The 17,288-nt window shown below is 57.1% G+C and carries 18 protein-coding genes; 15 read left to right on the forward strand and 3 right to left on the reverse strand.

The window, feature by feature from the left end; all coding sequences use genetic code 11:
• Window positions 1-302 precede the first annotated feature (302 nt).
• The 4 genes from CPH57_RS14480 (at window position 303) to CPH57_RS14495 (ending at window position 3,130) form a co-directional block, all read left to right on the forward strand.
• The gene (locus CPH57_RS14480; protein ID WP_033644017.1) at window positions 303-1,772 is read left to right on the forward strand and encodes a M48 family metallopeptidase; all 1,470 of its coding nucleotides are present in this window, start codon (window positions 303-305) and stop codon (window positions 1,770-1,772) included.
• Window positions 1,773-1,792: 20 nt separating this feature from the next.
• The gene (gene arsC, locus CPH57_RS14485; RefSeq protein ID WP_033644018.1) at window positions 1,793-2,146 is read left to right on the forward strand and encodes an arsenate reductase (glutaredoxin); all 354 of its coding nucleotides are present in this window, start codon (window positions 1,793-1,795) and stop codon (window positions 2,144-2,146) included.
• A 200-nt stretch (window positions 2,147-2,346) separates the two neighbouring features.
• The gene (locus tag CPH57_RS14490) at window positions 2,347-2,577 is read left to right on the forward strand and encodes a hypothetical protein (RefSeq protein WP_047574107.1); all 231 of its coding nucleotides are present in this window, start codon (window positions 2,347-2,349) and stop codon (window positions 2,575-2,577) included.
• Between the two features lie 13 nt (window positions 2,578-2,590).
• Window positions 2,591-3,130, forward strand: coding sequence for an AlpA family transcriptional regulator (locus tag CPH57_RS14495; RefSeq protein ID WP_096242481.1), 540 nt, complete (start codon window positions 2,591-2,593; stop codon window positions 3,128-3,130).
• A 13-nt stretch (window positions 3,131-3,143) separates the two neighbouring features.
• Here the strand turns inward: CPH57_RS14495 and hda are convergent, their stop codons facing one another.
• Window positions 3,144-3,845, reverse strand: coding sequence for a DnaA inactivator Hda (gene hda, locus CPH57_RS14500; protein WP_025159568.1), 702 nt, complete (start codon window positions 3,843-3,845; stop codon window positions 3,144-3,146).
• Window positions 3,846-4,117: 272 nt separating this feature from the next.
• On the opposite strand from hda, the gene CPH57_RS14505 reads away from it, so the two are divergent.
• Window positions 4,118-4,633 (forward strand): hypothetical protein, encoded by a 516-nt coding sequence (locus CPH57_RS14505; protein ID WP_016926729.1) that lies wholly within the window; start codon window positions 4,118-4,120, stop codon window positions 4,631-4,633.
• A gap of 33 nt (window positions 4,634-4,666) precedes the next feature.
• Entirely contained in the window at window positions 4,667-4,915 is a 249-nt protein-coding gene (locus CPH57_RS14510) for a GlsB/YeaQ/YmgE family stress response membrane protein (protein ID WP_016926728.1), read from the forward strand.
• Between the two features lie 47 nt (window positions 4,916-4,962).
• Here the strand turns inward: CPH57_RS14510 and uraA are convergent, their stop codons facing one another.
• Both uraA and upp read right to left on the reverse strand, forming a co-directional pair.
• A complete protein-coding gene (gene uraA / locus CPH57_RS14515; RefSeq protein WP_033651534.1) occupies window positions 4,963-6,252 on the reverse strand; it encodes a uracil permease in 1,290 nt (429 codons plus the stop codon).
• Between the two features lie 76 nt (window positions 6,253-6,328).
• A complete protein-coding gene (upp, locus tag CPH57_RS14520; RefSeq protein ID WP_004941642.1) occupies window positions 6,329-6,955 on the reverse strand; it encodes a uracil phosphoribosyltransferase in 627 nt (208 codons plus the stop codon).
• Window positions 6,956-7,210: 255 nt separating this feature from the next.
• Between upp and purM the strand changes: the two genes are divergently transcribed.
• The 9 genes from purM to CPH57_RS14560 all read left to right on the forward strand — a co-directional run bounded on the left by purM (window position 7,211) and on the right by CPH57_RS14560 (window position 17,287).
• The gene (gene purM, locus CPH57_RS14525; protein WP_025303843.1) at window positions 7,211-8,248 is read left to right on the forward strand and encodes a phosphoribosylformylglycinamidine cyclo-ligase; all 1,038 of its coding nucleotides are present in this window, start codon (window positions 7,211-7,213) and stop codon (window positions 8,246-8,248) included.
• On the forward strand, window positions 8,248-8,886 hold the full coding sequence (purN, locus tag CPH57_RS14530; RefSeq protein ID WP_033644022.1) for a phosphoribosylglycinamide formyltransferase: 639 nt from the start codon (window positions 8,248-8,250) through the stop codon (window positions 8,884-8,886). Before purM ends, purN begins: the two co-directional genes overlap by 1 nt.
• A 725-nt stretch (window positions 8,887-9,611) precedes the next feature.
• On the forward strand, window positions 9,612-9,854 hold the full coding sequence (locus CPH57_RS24400) for a hypothetical protein (protein WP_127897176.1): 243 nt from the start codon (window positions 9,612-9,614) through the stop codon (window positions 9,852-9,854).
• Window positions 9,855-9,926: 72 nt separating this feature from the next.
• Window positions 9,927-10,937 (forward strand): ABC transporter ATP-binding protein, encoded by a 1,011-nt coding sequence (locus CPH57_RS14535; protein ID WP_050594439.1) that lies wholly within the window; start codon window positions 9,927-9,929, stop codon window positions 10,935-10,937.
• A gap of 1 nt (window position 10,938) precedes the next feature.
• Window positions 10,939-11,994 carry an ABC transporter permease gene (locus CPH57_RS14540; RefSeq protein WP_046687618.1) on the forward strand — a complete coding sequence of 352 codons (1,056 nt, stop codon included), beginning with the start codon at window positions 10,939-10,941 and terminating at the stop codon, window positions 11,992-11,994.
• A 19-nt stretch (window positions 11,995-12,013) separates the two neighbouring features.
• Window positions 12,014-12,922, forward strand: coding sequence for a thiopeptide-type bacteriocin biosynthesis protein (locus CPH57_RS14545; protein WP_071841623.1), 909 nt, complete (start codon window positions 12,014-12,016; stop codon window positions 12,920-12,922).
• Window positions 12,909-14,255 (forward strand): YcaO-like family protein, encoded by a 1,347-nt coding sequence (locus tag CPH57_RS14550; protein ID WP_050594440.1) that lies wholly within the window; start codon window positions 12,909-12,911, stop codon window positions 14,253-14,255. The genes CPH57_RS14545 and CPH57_RS14550 overlap by 14 nt, the downstream gene beginning before the upstream one ends.
• 12 nt (window positions 14,256-14,267) lie before the next feature.
• Window positions 14,268-14,885 carry a hypothetical protein gene (locus tag CPH57_RS14555; RefSeq protein WP_021504405.1) on the forward strand — a complete coding sequence of 206 codons (618 nt, stop codon included), beginning with the start codon at window positions 14,268-14,270 and terminating at the stop codon, window positions 14,883-14,885.
• Window positions 14,885-17,287, forward strand: a complete 2,403-nt coding sequence (locus tag CPH57_RS14560; protein WP_096242482.1) for a nitroreductase family protein — start codon at window positions 14,885-14,887, stop codon at window positions 17,285-17,287. The genes CPH57_RS14555 and CPH57_RS14560 overlap by 1 nt, the downstream gene beginning before the upstream one ends.
• The last annotated feature ends 1 nt before the right edge of the window (window position 17,288 follow it).

Genomic DNA, 17,288 nt, shown 5'->3' on the forward strand with positions numbered 1-17,288 from the left:
AGACTATATGAGTCTGCGTTTATCTTGTCAATAAAACACAGACTAACTTTATCCGCGTTTTATTGAAGTTCCGTCTCGCTCCCGACGGAGAAAACGCCCTTCGAAATGAAAAATAAAACTTTTTTGCCCTATTCGCCCCCGGCTAACGTTTCCTTGTCGCCTGCCGCTGACTATGATGTGATGATTGCCGTCGCGGCGGTTTGTGATCCGCCGCACTTTCACGCGGATCGCGCCGTGGGAATAAAGAACTCTTGTCTGCTGCTGACGTCTTAGAAATGATTATTTAAGGGAAACGCCTGACTATGACCAACCGGTTGACCAAAACCGCGTTAGCGGTGCTGTTGCTCGGCACGTTGAACGCCACCGCCCTGGCGCCAGCACAGGCGGAAAGCCAGGACCAGTTGCCGGATATGGGCACCTCCGCCGGCGGCACCCTGAGCATCGGACAAGAGCTGGCGATGGGCGACTTCTACGTGCGCCAACTGCGCGCCAGCGCCCCGCTGATCAACGATCCGCTACTGAGTCAATACATCAACCAACTGGGCAACCGGCTGGTGGCCAGCGCCTATTCGGTGCGCACGCCGTTCCATTTCTATCTGGTGCGCAACGACGAAATCAACGCCTTCGCCTTCTTCGGCGGCAACGTGGTGCTGCATTCCGCCCTGTTCCGCGTCAGCGACAACGAAAGCCAGCTGGCCTCGGTGCTGGCGCACGAAATCTCGCACGTCACCCAGCGCCACCTGGCGCGCGCAATGGAAGATCAGCAACGCAACGCCCCGTTGACCTGGGTGGGCGCGCTTGGTTCCATCCTGCTGGCGATGGCCAACCCGACCATGGGCATGGCGGCGCTGAGCGGCACCATGGCCGGCACCCAGCAGGGCATGATCAGCTTTACCCAATCGAACGAACAGGAAGCCGATCGCATCGGCATTCAGGTGCTGCAGCGCGCCGGTTTCGATCCGGAAGCGATGCCCGACTTCCTGCAGAAACTCTCGGATCAGTCGCGTTACGCCTCCAAGCCGCCGGAAATGCTGCTGACGCACCCGCTGCCGGACAGCCGTCTCTCTGATGCGCGCAACCGCGCCAACCAGATGCAGAAACACATCGTGCAGTCTTCGCAGGATTACCTGATGGCCAAGGTGCGCGCACTGGGCATGTACAGCTCGGAAGGCTATGGCCTGAATGAAGAGCTGCTCGGCTCGCTCAGCAAAGGGAACGTGCGCGAACAGGCGGCCGCCAAATACGGCCGCGCCATCCTGTTCTATGAAGCGAAAAAATACGACGACGCGCGCAACATCATTCAACCGATGCTGGCGCAGGATGCGAAAAACGTCTGGCTGATTGACCTGATGACCGATATCGATCTCGGCCAGAAACGCGCGCCGCAGGCCATCGCCCGCCTGCAGGCGGCCAACGTCGCCCAGAACAACAACCCGGTGCTGCAGCTCAACCTGGCCAACGCCTATGTCGAAGGCAACCAGCCGGCGCAGGCGTCGAAGATCCTGAACCGCTACACCTTTGCCCATCCGGACGATCCGAACGGCTGGGATCTGCTGGCGCAGGCCAGCGCCGCTCAGGGGCTGCGCGATGAAGAGCTGTCGGCCCGCGCCGAAAGCCTGGCGCTGAACGGCCGGCTCGATCAGGCTATCGGCCTGCTCAGCAATGCCAGCTCGCTGCAGAAACTCGGCAGCCTGAAACAGGCGCGCTACGATGCGCGCATCGACCAGCTGCGCCAACTGCAACAGCGCTTCCGCCAATACCAGCGCAGCTGATTCAACAAGGAATGAACGCCATGAAAAACGTCACGATTTACCACAACCCGCGCTGCTCCAAGAGCCGTGAAACCCTGGCGCTGCTGGAACAGCACGGCGTCGATCCCAAGGTGGTGCTGTACCTCGAAACGCCCCCTACGGTCGATGAGCTGAAAAAGCTGTTGAAGGAACTGGGCTTCACATCCGCGCGCGAGCTGATGCGCAAAAAAGAAGATCTGTACAAGGAATTGAAGCTGGCGGACGAAAGCCTGAGCGAAGAGCAACTGCTGGCGGCGATGACGGCGAACCCGAAACTGATCGAACGCCCGATCGTGGTGAAAGGCAGCAAGGCGCGCATCGGCCGGCCGCCGGAGCAGGTGCTGGAGATTTTGTAATCGTCCGGCAAATCTCTTATTGAACCGCAAAATACCAATAGCCCTGAACAGGGCTATTTTTAATTAATTGTTATATAAATACTTTTCATCATCACAGTCTTCTTCCGCTGCTATGCTGCGCAAACGCCAAATCTCTCGGTGAAACAGCCGTTGACAATCGTCAACACCCCACCTACCCTGATCGCATCACTGGACGAGCGATGAAAAAACACCCAGACAAGTACATTCAGGCGGCATTAGCTTACGCCCTTTCTCAGGGTTGGCATTTTCGGCCCAGCAAGGGGCACGCATTTGGCCGACTACATTGCGCCTTTGCCGGGCATCAAGAACATATGATGAGCATCTGGAGCACGCCAAAAAACCCAGAGGTACATGCCAAACAGATTCGGCGCAAAGTCGATCACTGCCTGGCGCTGTCGCAGAAAAAATAACCGGAGAATCACCATGACGCTCTATCATTTCTCATTGACGCTGGATGGGGTCACCGCCGATACCACCGGGCTGGAAGATGCGCTGTATGCGGCGGGATGCGATGACGCGCTGATCTGTTTCTACGGTAAAGCCGTTTACCTGGAGTTCGATCGAGAAAGCGATAACTTTGCGCACGCGATTTGCAGCGCCATCAGCGATATTGAATCCGCAAATATCGGCGCCAAGGTGATATCGGTGGACTCCAGTCTGGTGGGATTAAGCGATATTGCCGAGCTCACCGAACTGTCGCGTCAGGCGATCGCCATGCTAAAAGACGGGACTCGCGGCCCCGGCGGCTTCCCTTCCCCCATTCAACGGCTCGGCGGCGCCTCACCGCTGTGGCGCTGGGCTGACGTGGCGGCCTGGTTGGCACAGCAGGGGAAAATCGACCCACTGCTTGCAGACAATGCGCAGTGTCTGGAACATATCAATCTCGCTTTGCAACTGCGAAGCGATCGGCAACGCCAGCAGGTTGAGCACTACTGCTCCCTGCTGGAACACGCGGAAAAATAGGCAGATTAGCCCGTTACAGCCCCAGGATCTCTTTAACGAACGGGATGGTGAGCTTGCGTTGGGCGGTGATCGAGGCGCGATCGAGTTGATCGAGGGTCATAAACAGCGTGCGCATCTCGCGATCCAGCCGTTTCAACAGGAAGCGGCCCACGTCTTCCGGCAGCTCGAAGCCGCGCAGTTTGCCACGCAGCTGCAGCGCCAGCAGTTTCTCTTCGTCCGACAGCGGCTGCAGCTTGTAGATCTGCCCCCAGTCCAGGCGCGAAGCCAGATCCGGTAAACGCAGGTTCAGCTGACGCGGCGGACGATCCCCGGTGATGAACAAACGGGTGCGGCCGGTTTCCAGGATGCGGTTGTAGAGGTTGAAGATCGCCATCTCCCACTCTTCGTCGCCGGCGATGCATTCGATATTGTCGATGCAGACCAGCGCCAGCTGCTCCATGCCGTCCAACACTTCAGGCACGAAGTAGGCGCGCTTGTCGAGCGGCACATAGCCCACCGCTTCGCCTTTCTGCGAAAGCTCGGCGCAGGCCGCATGCAGCAGATGGCTGCGCCCGCCGCCTTCACGCGACCAGAAATAGATATAGCTGCCATGTTCCTGACGGACGGCGGATTGGATCGCGGCTAATAGGGATGGGTTCTCGCCCGGATAAAAACTGGCGAAAGTTTCATCATCGGGAAGATAAAGTGGCAGTGAAAGCTGTGCCGGCGTATTCAGAGAAGCACCTCAACCAAAACTGGCAGAAAAACGTGGGCAGTTTAACACAGAAAACGGGCGCTGTTGAACCGGCAGGATCTTATGCCGCAATAGTGAACAATGCCTAAGCATCGCTTGATCGGCGGCGGCACCCGCCGAGGCAAGAATTATCCGATATAATTCCCTAACTCCATGCCTGCGCAGGTTAAATTTGTAATTTAAGTAAAATCTGACCTAGTATAGGTAGGCTAAATGCAATCACCATCAACAAGGTTTCTGCAAGGATATAGACGATGAAAGTATGGAATAAAGTGCTGTTGGCCTCCTTTATCGGGTTGTTGGTTGCCGGCTGTGATGACTCCTCCAAGGTTGACGCCAACCTGGATAAAGCCAAAGACAGCGCCGAGCAGATGAAAGACGCCGCCCAGAAAAAAGCGGACGATCTGACGGACAAAGCGAAAGCGACGGCGGATGAAATCAAAAAAGAGGCCGCCACTCAGGCGGATCAGCTGAAAGACAAAGCTTCGGCGATTAAAGAAGACGCCGCCAAGCAGGCGGACGCCATCACCAACGACGCCAAGGCCAAAGCCGCCGCGATCAAAGACGACGCAGGCAAACAGAGCCAGCAGTTGGTGGATCAGGCCAAGGCCATCAAAAACGACGCCATCAACGGCGCCAACGATCTGACCGAGCAGGCCAAGGCGAAGACCGAAGCCATCAAGAACAGCGCCGAAAACAAAGCGCAAGAGTTGAAACAAGAGACCGATGCGGCGGTGAACGGCAATACTCAGCCGGCCACCCAGCAGTAAGCTATTCTCAGCCACCAAAGAAAGGAGCAGTAAATGGGGATTATTTCCTGGATTATCTTCGGCCTGATCGCCGGTATTTTGGCTAAGTGGATCATGCCCGGCAAAGACGGCGGCGGCTTTATTCTGACCGTCGTGCTGGGGATCATCGGCGCCGTGGTCGGCGGCTATATCAGCACCTTCTTCGGCTACGGCAAGGTTGACGGCTTCAACTTCGGCAGCTTCGTGGTGGCGGTTATCGGCGCCATCGTGGTGCTGTTCGTGTACCGCAAAATTCGCAGCTAAGGCGAATGCCATAAGTCAAAAGGGCAGCCCCTGGGCTGCCCTTTTCGTTACTTCTGCTCCGCCGATTCGTCCGGCGCGTCAAGCACCTCTTCTTCCTTGCGGAACAGGCTGATGACCTTGAACAGCAGGCTCAGGCCGATCCCCACGATGGTCGCCAGCGCCATGCCTTTCAGCTCCGCCGCGCCGATGTGCACCTTGGCGCCGCTCACGCCGATGATCAGGATCACCGAGGTCAAAATCAGGTTCTGCGCTTTGTTGTAATCCACTTTGGATTCGATCAGCACGCGAATGCCCGAAGCGCCGATCACACCGTACAGCAGCAGCGAAACGCCGCCCATCACCGGCACCGGCACCGCCTGGATCGCCGCCGCCAGCTTACCGATGCAGGACAACAGGATCGCCAGCACCGCCGCGCCGCCGATCACCCAGGTGCTGTAGACCTTGGTGATGGCCATCACGCCGATGTTCTCGCCGTAGGTGGTGTTCGGCGTGGAGCCGAAGAAGCCGGAGAATACCGTCGAGATGCCGTTGGCGAACATCGAGCGGTGCAGGCCCGGATCGCGGATCAGGTCTTTTTTCACGATGTTGGCAGTCACCACCAGGTGGCCGACGTGCTCGGCGATCACCACCAGCGCCGCCGGCAGAATGGTGAAGATGGCGAACCACTCAAAGCGCGGGGTGTAGAAGGTCGGCAGCGCGAACCAGTGCGCCTCGCGGATCGGCGTCAAATCCACCACGCCCATGAAGAACGACAGCGCATAGCCCACCAGCACGCCGATCAGGATCGGGATAATCGCCAGGAAGCCGCGGAACAGTACTGAACCGAGCACCGTGACCGCCAGCGTCACCAGCGAAATGGTGATGGTGGTCGAGTCGGCGCTGGCGCCTTCCGCCGGCAGCAGCCCCGCCATATTGGCCGCCACGCCCGCCAACTCCAGGCCGATGACGGCGACGATCGCCCCCATCGCCGCCGGCGGGAACATCACGTCCAGCCAGCCGGTGCCGGCCTTTTTCACGATCAGCGCCACCAGGCAGAACAGCACGCCGCACATGATGAAACCGCCCAACGCCACTTCGTAACCGAGCGGCAACAGCAGCAACACCGGCGAGATAAACGCGAAGCTGGAACCGAGGTAGGCCGGGATCTTGCCTTTACAGATGAACAGATACAGCAGCGTGCCGATGCCGTTGAACAACAGCACGGTCGCCGGGTTGATCTTGAACAGGATAGGCACCAGCACGGTGGCGCCGAACATGGCGAACAGGTGCTGGAAGCTGAGCGGAATGGTCTGGAGCAGCGGCGGGCGCTCGCTGACGCCGATGGCGCGACGGGTCATGTGTGCTTTTCCTCGGTTTATTGGTTTTATAGGTTTTAGTCAAAAAAAAGCCGACTCGTTAAGTCGGCTCAAATGTTTACTTAGTACCAAATATCTTGTCGCCCGCATCGCCCAGGCCAGGCACGATGTAGCCCTTGTCGTTCAGACACTGATCGATGGAGGCGGTGTACAGCTCAACGTCCGGATGCGCTTTCTCCAGCGCGGCGATGCCTTCCGGCGCCGCGACCAGAACCAGCACCTTGATGCTGTGGCAGCCGGCTTTCTTCAGCAGATCGATAGTGGCGATCATCGAACCGCCGGTGGCCAGCATCGGGTCGACGACCAGCGCCATGCGCTCTTCGATGTTGGAAACCAGCTTCTGGAAGTACGGCACCGGCTCCAGGGTTTCTTCGTCGCGGTATACGCCCACTACACTGATGCGCGCGCTCGGCACGTGCTCCAGCACCCCTTCCATCATGCCCAGGCCTGCGCGCAGGATTGGCACTACGGTAATCTTTTTCCCTTTGATCTGATCCACTTCAACTGGCCCGCACCAGCCTTCGATGGTGACTTTTTCCGTCTCCAGATCGGCGGTCGCTTCATAGGTCAGTAAACTACCCACTTCTGAGGCCAGCTCACGGAAGCGTTTGGTGCTGATGTCATTTTCGCGCATCAGGCCAAGCTTGTGTTTTACCAGCGGGTGTTTCACCTCAACGATCTTCATCATTTTTCTCCTATTAAGGTGGTTGCGGCCAAAAAAATCGCGGGATTATACCTCCTTTTTTTCGCCGCGCCACCCACAATAGCCCGATCGGGATCAACAAAAGTTTGAATATCAGTATAGATGACGAAAAAGCGGAGCCGGTTCACAAGCCGCTCGCAAACGTTTGCCTGCGCTGTTAGAATTGCCGCGCCTTATTCCGGAATCAACATCGGAAGCACAGTTTTCAAACCGCAAATCGTCGTGGGGAATCGCGCAGTGACCGACAAAACCTCTCTCAGCTATAAAGACGCAGGTGTCGATATCGATGCAGGCAACGCATTGGTAGATCGCATCAAAGGTGTAGTTAAACAGACCCGTCGCCCGGAAGTGATGGGCGGTCTGGGCGGGTTTGGCGCCCTGTGTGCGTTGCCGCAGAAATACCGCGAGCCGGTGCTGGTTTCCGGTACCGACGGCGTGGGCACCAAGCTGCGTCTGGCGATGGATCTGAAACGCCACGACACCATCGGCATCGATCTGGTGGCGATGTGCGTCAACGATCTGGTGGTTCAGGGCGCCGAGCCGCTGTTCTTCCTCGACTACTACGCGACCGGCAAGCTGGATGTGGACACCGCGGCCAGCGTGATCACCGGCATCGCCGAGGGCTGCAAACAGTCCGGCTGTGCGCTGGTGGGCGGCGAAACCGCTGAAATGCCGGGCATGTACCACGGCGAAGACTACGACGTGGCCGGTTTCTGCGTCGGCGTGGTCGAAAAATCCGAGATCATCGACGGCAGCAAAGTGCAGTCCGGCGATGCGCTGATCGCCCTGGGCGCTTCCGGCCCGCACTCCAACGGCTACTCGCTGGTGCGCAAAATCCTGGAAGTGAGCAACACCGATCCGACCGCCACTCAGTTGGAAGGTAAACCGCTGGCCGACCACCTGCTGGCGCCGACCAAGATTTACGTGAAGTCCGTGCTGGAGCTGATCGAGAAGGCTGACGTACACGCCATCGCTCACCTCACCGGCGGCGGCTTCTGGGAAAATATTCCACGCGTGCTGCCGGAAGGCATGCAGGCGGTGATCGACGAAGCCAGCTGGCAGTGGCCGGCGGTGTTCACCTGGCTGCAGCAGGCCGGTAACGTCAGCCGTCATGAAATGTATCGCACCTTCAACTGCGGCGTAGGCATGGTCATCGCCCTGCCGGAAGCCGAAGTGGAAGCGGCCATCGCGCTGCTGACCGCGGCAGGTGAAAAAGCGTGGAAAATCGGTAAACTGACCGCCTCTTCCGACGAACAACAAGTGGTCATCAACTGATGAAAAAGATCGTGGTGTTGGTCTCCGGCCAGGGGAGCAATCTCCAGGCGCTGATTGACGCCTGCCAGCAGGGCCGCATCGCCGCCGAAATCGTGGCGGTGTTCAGCAACAAGGCGCAGGCATATGGCCTGCAACGCGCCGAAGCGGCGGGCATCGCCGCCCAGGCGCTGGATGCCAAGGCCTACGCCGATCGCACGGCGTTCGACGCCGCATTGGCGGACGCCATCGACCAGTACCAGCCCGATCTGGTGGTGCTGGCCGGCTACATGCGCATCCTCAGCCCGCAGTTCGTGCAGCGCTATGCCGGCCGCATGCTGAACATTCACCCTTCCCTGCTGCCGAAATACCCGGGGCTGCATACTCACCGTCAGGCCATCGACAACGGCGACAGCGAACACGGCACCTCGGTGCACTTCGTGACCGAACAGCTCGACGGCGGCCCGGTGATTTTACAAGCCAAGGTGCCGATTTTCGCTGACGACGAGGAGGATGACGTGGTTGAACGGGTGCAAACCCAGGAACACACGATCTATCCACTGGTGGTGAGCTGGTTCGTCGACGGCCGCCTGGCGATGCGCGACGGCGCCGCCTGGCTGGACGGTGAACGCCTGCCGGCGCAGGGCCACGCCGCCGACTGATGCGCGCAGCCTGAACCTTGCCTAAACGGCGCCCACGCGGCGCCGTTTTTTTTCGCTGCCCGCCGCGATGGTTCCAAAAGGCTCGCTGCGCCGTGGCCAAACTGCCCGCTTTAGGGCCAACCCCGTCGTGAGCGCGTCCCAGTATGTCGCATCAATGCCCCGCCCGGAACGGAACGCATCACGGACGCCAAGCCAACTGTGGTTCCGCGCGCAATAATCCTTGTCAAAAAATAAAACCATTATAATACTTTCTACCCTAAACAATATTGGGTGAAATTTTTCAAAAAAGAATATATTTATCCCTTATACATAGTTTTAAATTAAATAAATTAACGTCAACCCCATGATTATTGTGAGCTTCGTTGCAATAACAGAAAACACCCCTGTCAATTGTAATGATGTGTTGCCGTTCTATTACAAGTATGTAAGAGTGTGTCTAACACGATAACTTAACATTACGTACATAGGATTCCTTTCATATTCGCAAGCGCCAGTCATATATGACGCCTTCAAATGCAAATAATTCAATATGAAAGAATTCAGTATCGCCGCTGCTTATTTTTATATAATTAGCGCGATATTAAAATTGATTTTTATTTTTCAGATAAATATTTAATGGGGAATATCCCATTGAGATGAATTCGTTTGAATATATTTCAACGATATGCAGCAGCTCGAATCATGTTATAGCTAACTCATCAACAAACTGATTAATAAGGATATTTATGCTTAATCATACCTCTCTGACTCGTCAATCCCACCGTTTCGATATTGTTCTCGACTCGCCTTCCATGCCCTCTGACGGCATTGATTTATTAGTCGAAGAACTGCCTGAAACGCTGCACTTTGCCAGCGATTGCGCCTCAACCGGCAGCAGCGTCAGCACCGCCTCTACAGCGGGCTGCGGCTGCATTGCAACGGCGAGCTGCATCGGCACAATGGGCAGCGTTACCAGTAGCGGCAGCTAAATCATTACCCACAACCGGTACAAGATACTGTGCCAGTTAGTTATCTGAAACTCTACTCACTGGCTTTAAACAATGAGCACGTACACTGACGCCACTTTAGATTTCGACAGCAGTCATAAGCCAACCCTGGATATATCCTGGGATCGCAAACGGCCGCTATTAGAGGTCGAGTCACTGAATAAGTTTTATGGTGACACGCAAGTTCTTCATGACATCTCGCTGCAAATCAAGCCGGGAGAAATCATTGGATTGGTCGGACCTAACGGTGCCGGCAAAACGACGCTCATGGAAACCTTGTACGGAGGACAGCCCTTTGAAGCCGGCTTGGTGCGTTTATTTGGCGAAGACGTTCGACAAGGGCTTAATCACGTCATCAAGCAACAGTTAGGCGTCGTTCCGCAATCCTTTAGTTTGCCTTCGCTGCTGCGCGTTGAAGAGATCATTTCGCTCTATCAGGTACTTTATACGGATGCGTTGTCGGTTAAGCAGTTATTGGACATTGTGGCGCTAAAAGCGCAGCGTAAAATGCGTTTCTCGCGGCTTTCAGGGGGGCAAAAAAGACGTTTGGTGTTGGCGCTGGCATTGGCCGGCAAACCCAAGCTTCTTTTGCTGGATGAACCCACCAGCGATCTTGACCCGCAAAGCCGACGCTATATTTGGCGGCACATTATTGCGAATTCTCGTCAATCTGGCACGGGCGTATTGATCGCCACTCACCAAATGGATGAGGCGGAGAATTTATGCGACCGGGTGATGATCATCAACCACGGCCGGTTGCTGGAGAATGCCAGCCCACAACAGCTTATTGAGCGTTATTGTCCTGGGCATCATATCCGATTCTCAGTGCCGTTGACGTCGGTTGACGAGTTCCTCGCGCTCTTCCCTGAGGCGACGCAGGAAAGCGATGAACATGATCAAACCTTCCGCCGCCTACATATTCCCACCCAAGAATTGGCACAGGTGTTACCGCAAGTGATTGCGTTATCACAACGATTGGGTTGTGAACCCGAACAAATGCAGGTAAGCAAAAACACCCTCGAGGATGTGTTCATTCATCTGACAGGCGAAGCATTAAGGGATTAACATGAGCCATAGCTGGCAGATTTATCGGCGCTTCTTCGGCGCCAACACCAAAGAATATTTACGCGATCCGCTATCAACCTTATTTTCTCTTGTATTGCCGTTATTTTTCATCTTTACCTTTGGCATAACGGCAAAAATTATTAATGGCAATCATCAACCGTTCTCCATGCAGGTGAGCGTTGTCGGAGACACGCCGGAAACAGAGGCTCTCTGGCTTAAATTGAACAATTATCCTGGCCTGGCCGTCCAGCGCCAGCTTCGAAGCGATCCGGAAGCGCTGGTGCGCGCGAATGAAGTGAACGCGGCGGTGAGTTGGGATGCAGTACAACAACGCCCTGCGATCACCACGACGGAATCCATGAGCTCCATCGCTCAACTGGTTTCCGCCGCACTCAATCAGCAACCGGCCGACGCCCAGCAGCCGATACGCTTCATTACGCTGAAAACTGAGCGTTTCAACTATTTTAGTTTTATCTTCCCGTCCTTGCTGACGCTGGCCCTGTTGCAAGTCGCCTTATTTGGCACGGCGACGCCGCTGATCGCCGCGCGAGAAAAAGGCACTTACCGCTATTACGGCGTCATTCCGTTGCCACGCTGGATTCTGCTCGCATCACAGGTCAGCGTCCGCCTGGTGATATCACTGGTTCAGATCGCCCTGTTAATGCTCATTAGCAGTCTGGTCTTTGGCTTTACCCTTGAGCATCCCCTGCTGTTTATCGTGCTGCTCGTCGCCAGCGCACTGTTGCTGGTGAGCTTTGGGTATGCGCTGGCCGGCTTATTCCGCACGAATACCGTCGCGACAATCGCCCTGACCTTACTCAACTTTTGGTGCATGTGTTTCGGGCAATTGTTCCTCGATCTGAGCGCATTCCCGCCACTCAAATGGTTAATTTTGACGACGCCGGTCGGTTTTGTCGCCGATGCACTGCGATACGCCATGAATGGCAGCGAAGGCGTATTCCCCTTCTTCATTAACTGTATCGGCATGGCGATATGGGGTGTGATCACGCTGTTTGTCGGCGTTAAGTGGTTCCTTTTCCAGCCAAAACAATCTTAAAAAAAACAGGTACGCAAAGATGAAAAACAGATCGGCATCTTGGCATTTTTACAAGCTGTATATCGGTAGCCATCATGATGGAATGGACTTTCTGATCACCCAGGGATTGACCCAAGCACTGGCGTACGCTCCTGATTCTCCTTGGTTCTTCTTACGTTATATCGATGAAAAAGGATTACATTTACGCGTTCGTTTTCTGCTGCAGGAAAAGGACAGCCAGCGCCTGGAAACTGCCATTTACGCTGCGCTGCATGATGCGCTGAATAGCCTGCCGTTGCGCCCGGCCAACCTGTGGACGCCATTGGTCAGCTTCCGCGGCAACACGCCGTTTCCCACGCATGAACTCCCGGTCCATTGCGAACGCGCGGAATATGAGCCGGAAACGGACGTCTACGGGGGCGAAACGGGCATTGGCATCGCCGAAGCGCTGTTTCACCAATCCAGTGACATTGCCCGTGCCATATTGCTGGCCGAGGCAGGCGGCGGCATGACGCGCAAAGAGTTTGCGTTGCCTCTGATGCTGGCCATGTTGGAAACGTTCATTCCTGTTGCCCGGCGTTCCGCCTTCCTTGAAAGCTTCTCGACTTTCTGGCTGGCGGGCTCTGCGGATATCGGAATGATCAAAAACAGCTTTACCGATCGCGCATGGGAACTGATTGATGAAAACTCGGTTCTTCTGTCGCCGCAGATACGGCAAGACGCGCAAAGCGCCGAACTGGTGGATCGCTGGCAGTCTGCGCTAGACCAGACCCGGCGTAACTATGAACGCCATTGCGAACGATACAGTGACGGCCTCGCGAAAAATCTGGCATTCCAATTCATGCACCTAATGAACAATCGCCTTGGCTTAAGCACGCTGGATGAAGCCTGGCTGGCCGTGTTGCTAAGCAAAAGCCTGGAAAGCGGAGTTATTCATGCATCATCATAACTTTGCCGTTTCCGCGTCCATGCGCCAGAAATATCCGTTCATGTCGCTGCTCTCGCCGCTGACGGGCGTTGTCGGCAGCGTCTACCCGTTGGAACCGCAGGAGATGCATATCCCCCGCTTTTCGTCGGTTCTGGCCAGCCTGGGCAATCTGTCAATGCCATATCCCCATATCATTGACAATAAAGGCAACGACCTGCAAAAAATCGCGCTTGCCGGCTGCGGCGCCGATGAACACGTCGATATGGCGATCGTCCGCGCTGTCGCCGAAGCGGCAGAGCGATACGCCACCTGCGTCTACCATCCTCGCGATGTTTCGGTCGCCAGCTTCCGCGAACTCGGGGCTGACGGTTTGGCGGCCGACAGCCTGCCCCGTTGCAGCGAGGAGGAGCTCGCCGATCCGCTCTGCCCGGTCAAACCCATTGATGACGCCCAGCCGTTGCGCTGGGTGGAAGGTTACTCGTTGACGGACTCCCGCCCGCGCAAGATCCCGTTGATCATGTCGCATCTGTATGTGCGGCCCTGGGAAAGCGAGCGTTTCTGGTTGCCGATATCGACAGGCGTCGCGGCGCACACCGACCTCACCACCGCCACGGTAACCGCGATCAATGAAGTCATCGAACGCGATGCGATTGCCCTTACCTGGCTATTGCAAATGCCTTTAGCGCGCATCCGCTTCGATGAACCGGTACCGGATAGATTACAAGACAAGTTTTCACGCCTGGCGGCCAGTGGGCTGGAACAGCTGTTCTTCGATGCCACTACCGACATCGGCTGCCCGACAATCTACGGATTGCAGCTGCGCGACGGGCATCCGACCTCGGCCCAGTTCGTCAACTGCTCTACGGGGTTCGATCCCTGGGGCAGCTGCGGCAAGATTATCCGAGAAAGCGCCATGGGGCGTTCGGTACTCGAACATCAACTGCCGGTGCCGGACGATATACGCGATTTTATCGCTCTCGAACATGGCGCCATCTTCATGGGGCGAGCCGAACAGCGCTCCGCATTCGATTTTCTCACCGCCAGCGAGCGGCAGATGCCGATTAGCCGCCTGCAGGCCGGGCAACCGCAAACGCCGGCAGCACAGCTGAAAAAATTGGTGGCGCGTTTTCGTCAACTCAAGATGGACGTCGTGATAGCGGACATGACGACGGATGAACTGCGCGATGCCGGTTTACATGTGGTGCGCGCTGTCATCCCCGCCCTTTTGCCCATGACGGCATGCTATCGCGCCCGCTATCTCGGGCATCCGCGCCTACGGGAACAGCAGCAACGGTTGAGTGAACAATTAGGCAAAGCCGCCACGATAAATCCGTGGCCGCAACCTTTTGCCTGAAGGAGAGTGGTAATGATTATCGTCAGTGACACCGCGTTCGGCAATGACGTGGCCGATTATATGCACTGCCAGGAAGGGATCTCTCAACTGACATTGGCAACCGCACTGAACTATTCCTGGGCCGACAGCAAGGCTTCGTTCGTCGGGATCGCGCTATCCGGCGGCGCGCCGCTTAAGCTTGAACAGCTCACCACGCAGCTGTTTCGCGCCGGGATCCCTCACGCTTGCACCGTGTTGAACGACCATATGCTGTTTTGCGGCCCCCTAGTCATCCCAGGCCGAACCGCCTGTTATGCCTGTGCGGCGAAGCGCCTGCTCAGCCTCGCCGAAACGCCGCGTACGGCAATGATGGATTTGAACCTGCAGCGATATCATGAACAGCAGCCGCAGAACGCATTGCGCGGATATACGCCGGCGCTGGTGCTGATGGCTGGATTACGGTTAAAGCAGTATGCGCAGCTCCCCGAAGACCAATTCGGCAAACTGACCGCCGTGAGCTTTGGCAGCAATCGCACCGCGAGCAGTTCCGTGGTGGCGTTACACGGCTGCAGCTGCCGTGAGAACCGGCATATTTCGCAGGCTCAGGGCACGGCCTTGTTGGCCGAACACCTGGAAGGAGCCTTACGCTAATGAAAGCCACTCATATGTCGACCGTCTTGTCGGGCGCACAGTTTAGCCACCATAACGATCTTTACGCTTTGCTGCCCAAGCGCCCCAAATTAATTCCGGAACTGATTTTCATTCCTGAAAGCGATACCCGCGTAGCCGTGTATGGCGCCTATCAGCCGCGCATCCTGACCTGCGTTCAGGGGATAAACACGCTGGCGGTCTTCCTCGAGCGCCTCGATGGCGTCAACGTGCTGGAAAGCGTGCTGACCGACGACGCGACCATGAGCCGCGAGAATGCCCTGGGCATGCTGTCCTTACTGTTTCGCTATGGCTTCCTTGAAGAAGGTGAAGGCCTGGATGACGGCGCCCCAAGCCATTTGGCAAGCTATTGCGGCCGCTTTGTCGACAATACCCGCCTGCACGCCAACCGCACTGCGGCGCTGCAGTCCGCCCGCCGCCGCAGGCTCGCCCTGGTTTGCCCGGAAGATGTGTCATCGCTGCTGCAACACGCGTTGGCGCCTATGGCCGCCAGCATTGACGTTCTGACCGAGCGCCCAACGTCCAGCGCCCTCCCCTGGGATGATGCACTGATCATTTTTGACGGCAGCGAGTCCGACGTTTTCCGCCAGGCATGCGCCGATGGGTTGCACCAGGCCGGCGTGCGTTATCTGAGCTGCATTATTGGCGCGGATCGCACGCTGGTGGGCCCTTATACCCTCCCGAACATCAGCGCCAGTTATCAATGCGCACGCACGCAATGTGAGCAGCCATCGCCCGCCAACGATCGGCAAGAGGTGGCGTTCCGCGCCGTCTATGCCGCCCATGAGCTGGGGCAAATTCTGCTCGGGCTGTCCTCTGAAAGCTACCTCAACAAGGTCGTTTCCCATAGCCATCGGGGCGAGGGGGAGTACACCTTAGCCTATAAGGTCGCCCGCATTCCCGGTACCGCGCTAAGCGGTTTAGGCCATGCCGCCTATCTGCCGCCGGGGGAAGAGGCATTTACTGCCTGGCAGCACCATATCGGCACACGCTTGCCGCCGCAGGGCTTGTTGCCACCGCGTTCGCATCAGATGCACTTCACGCTGGATAACCTCAACCGCCACGCCTCAAGGCCGGTCAGGCTGCATGGGCAGCAGCATATCAACCTGCCCGACAGCGCATTGGCGGAGCGCTGTCCGCCGCCCTGGCGAATGTCGGCAATGCCGTCACAACCGTTGACACTGGCCAATCTGGGCTGGTTGCTGCGCCACGCCACGGGTTATCAAAAAGGTGAAGACGGCACATTACGCCGCATCGCGCCCAGCGGTGGGCAACTGCTCTCGTGCGATATGTTTGTGGTCGTCCGCCGGCCGCTGCCGGAGATACCTTGCGGGGCCTGGTTCTATCTCGGTGAAAAGCACCAGCTCGTCAGGATTGACGGCATTGACTGCCAGCAATTGGAACACTTGCTCCAGCATCCCGAAGAGCCGATTTCACTCATTACCAGCGGCAACCTGAACCGCGTGCGCGGCAAATATAACGACTTCAGCTATAACATCGTTAACCTTGACGCTGGAGTGGTTAATCAATATTGCGCGCTTTCCGCGCGCGCGGCGGGCTGGACGCTGAGAGAAGATCATGGCGTCGACCTGCAATGGTTGGCGTCATTGCTCTTCTTCACGCAACAGGATAACCCCCATATCCTCTGCCAGGTCTTGCATGTGCAAGCGCCCCCGTCACAGGGTGAGCCGTGCCCTGCTCCACTTTATGAAACGGCGAGCAGCCTGGTCGCCGTTAGCCACCGCCCACGGCCGGCCGCCGCGCCAGCGTCGCCCACGCCCGCTGCTCTTTCATCACTGGCGACTGTGCACCGCGATGAGCCGCTCTCCGCGTTGCTGGAGCGCCGCAGGGCGACGTATGACTATGCCGATAGCCCGTTCCCGGAAACCTGGCTGAATACCCTGATCGCCGTCGCGCATGCCGGTCTTGAACAAAGCCGCCTGCGCGGGATGCCGGCGTTGCCAATGGAACCCTGGATATTGCTGCCGGAAGCCAGCGGCGAACTTGCCGCGGGCATTTATCAGTGCAGTCAGGCAGATCGCCGTTACTGGCGGAAACGGGATAGCGGGTTTGGCCGCGCACATTTGGCTGATTGCATCAATCAATTAGCGTTCCATAAAGCCGGCGCGTTGCTGATGTGGGTTGCCGATCTTGAAAAGACCCTGCATGACCATGGCGCGGCGGGATACCGCATGCAGCTGCAAAACGCCGCGGCAAGCGCGATGCAGTGCTGGTTGGCGGCGCTGGACTGCGGCTTGACCGGAACGCTGGCGGGAGGCGTGATCGAAGAAGGGCTCATTCGCCACGCGGGCGCCGACGGCTATCGCGAGGCGCCGCTGTTCTGTCTAGTGCTGGCGTCCCCTCCGCCGGCAGAGGGTGTTTAAC

The organism is Serratia sp. JKS000199 (assembly GCF_900215455.1).
Lineage (GTDB): Bacteria > Pseudomonadota > Gammaproteobacteria > Enterobacterales > Enterobacteriaceae > Serratia > Serratia ureilytica.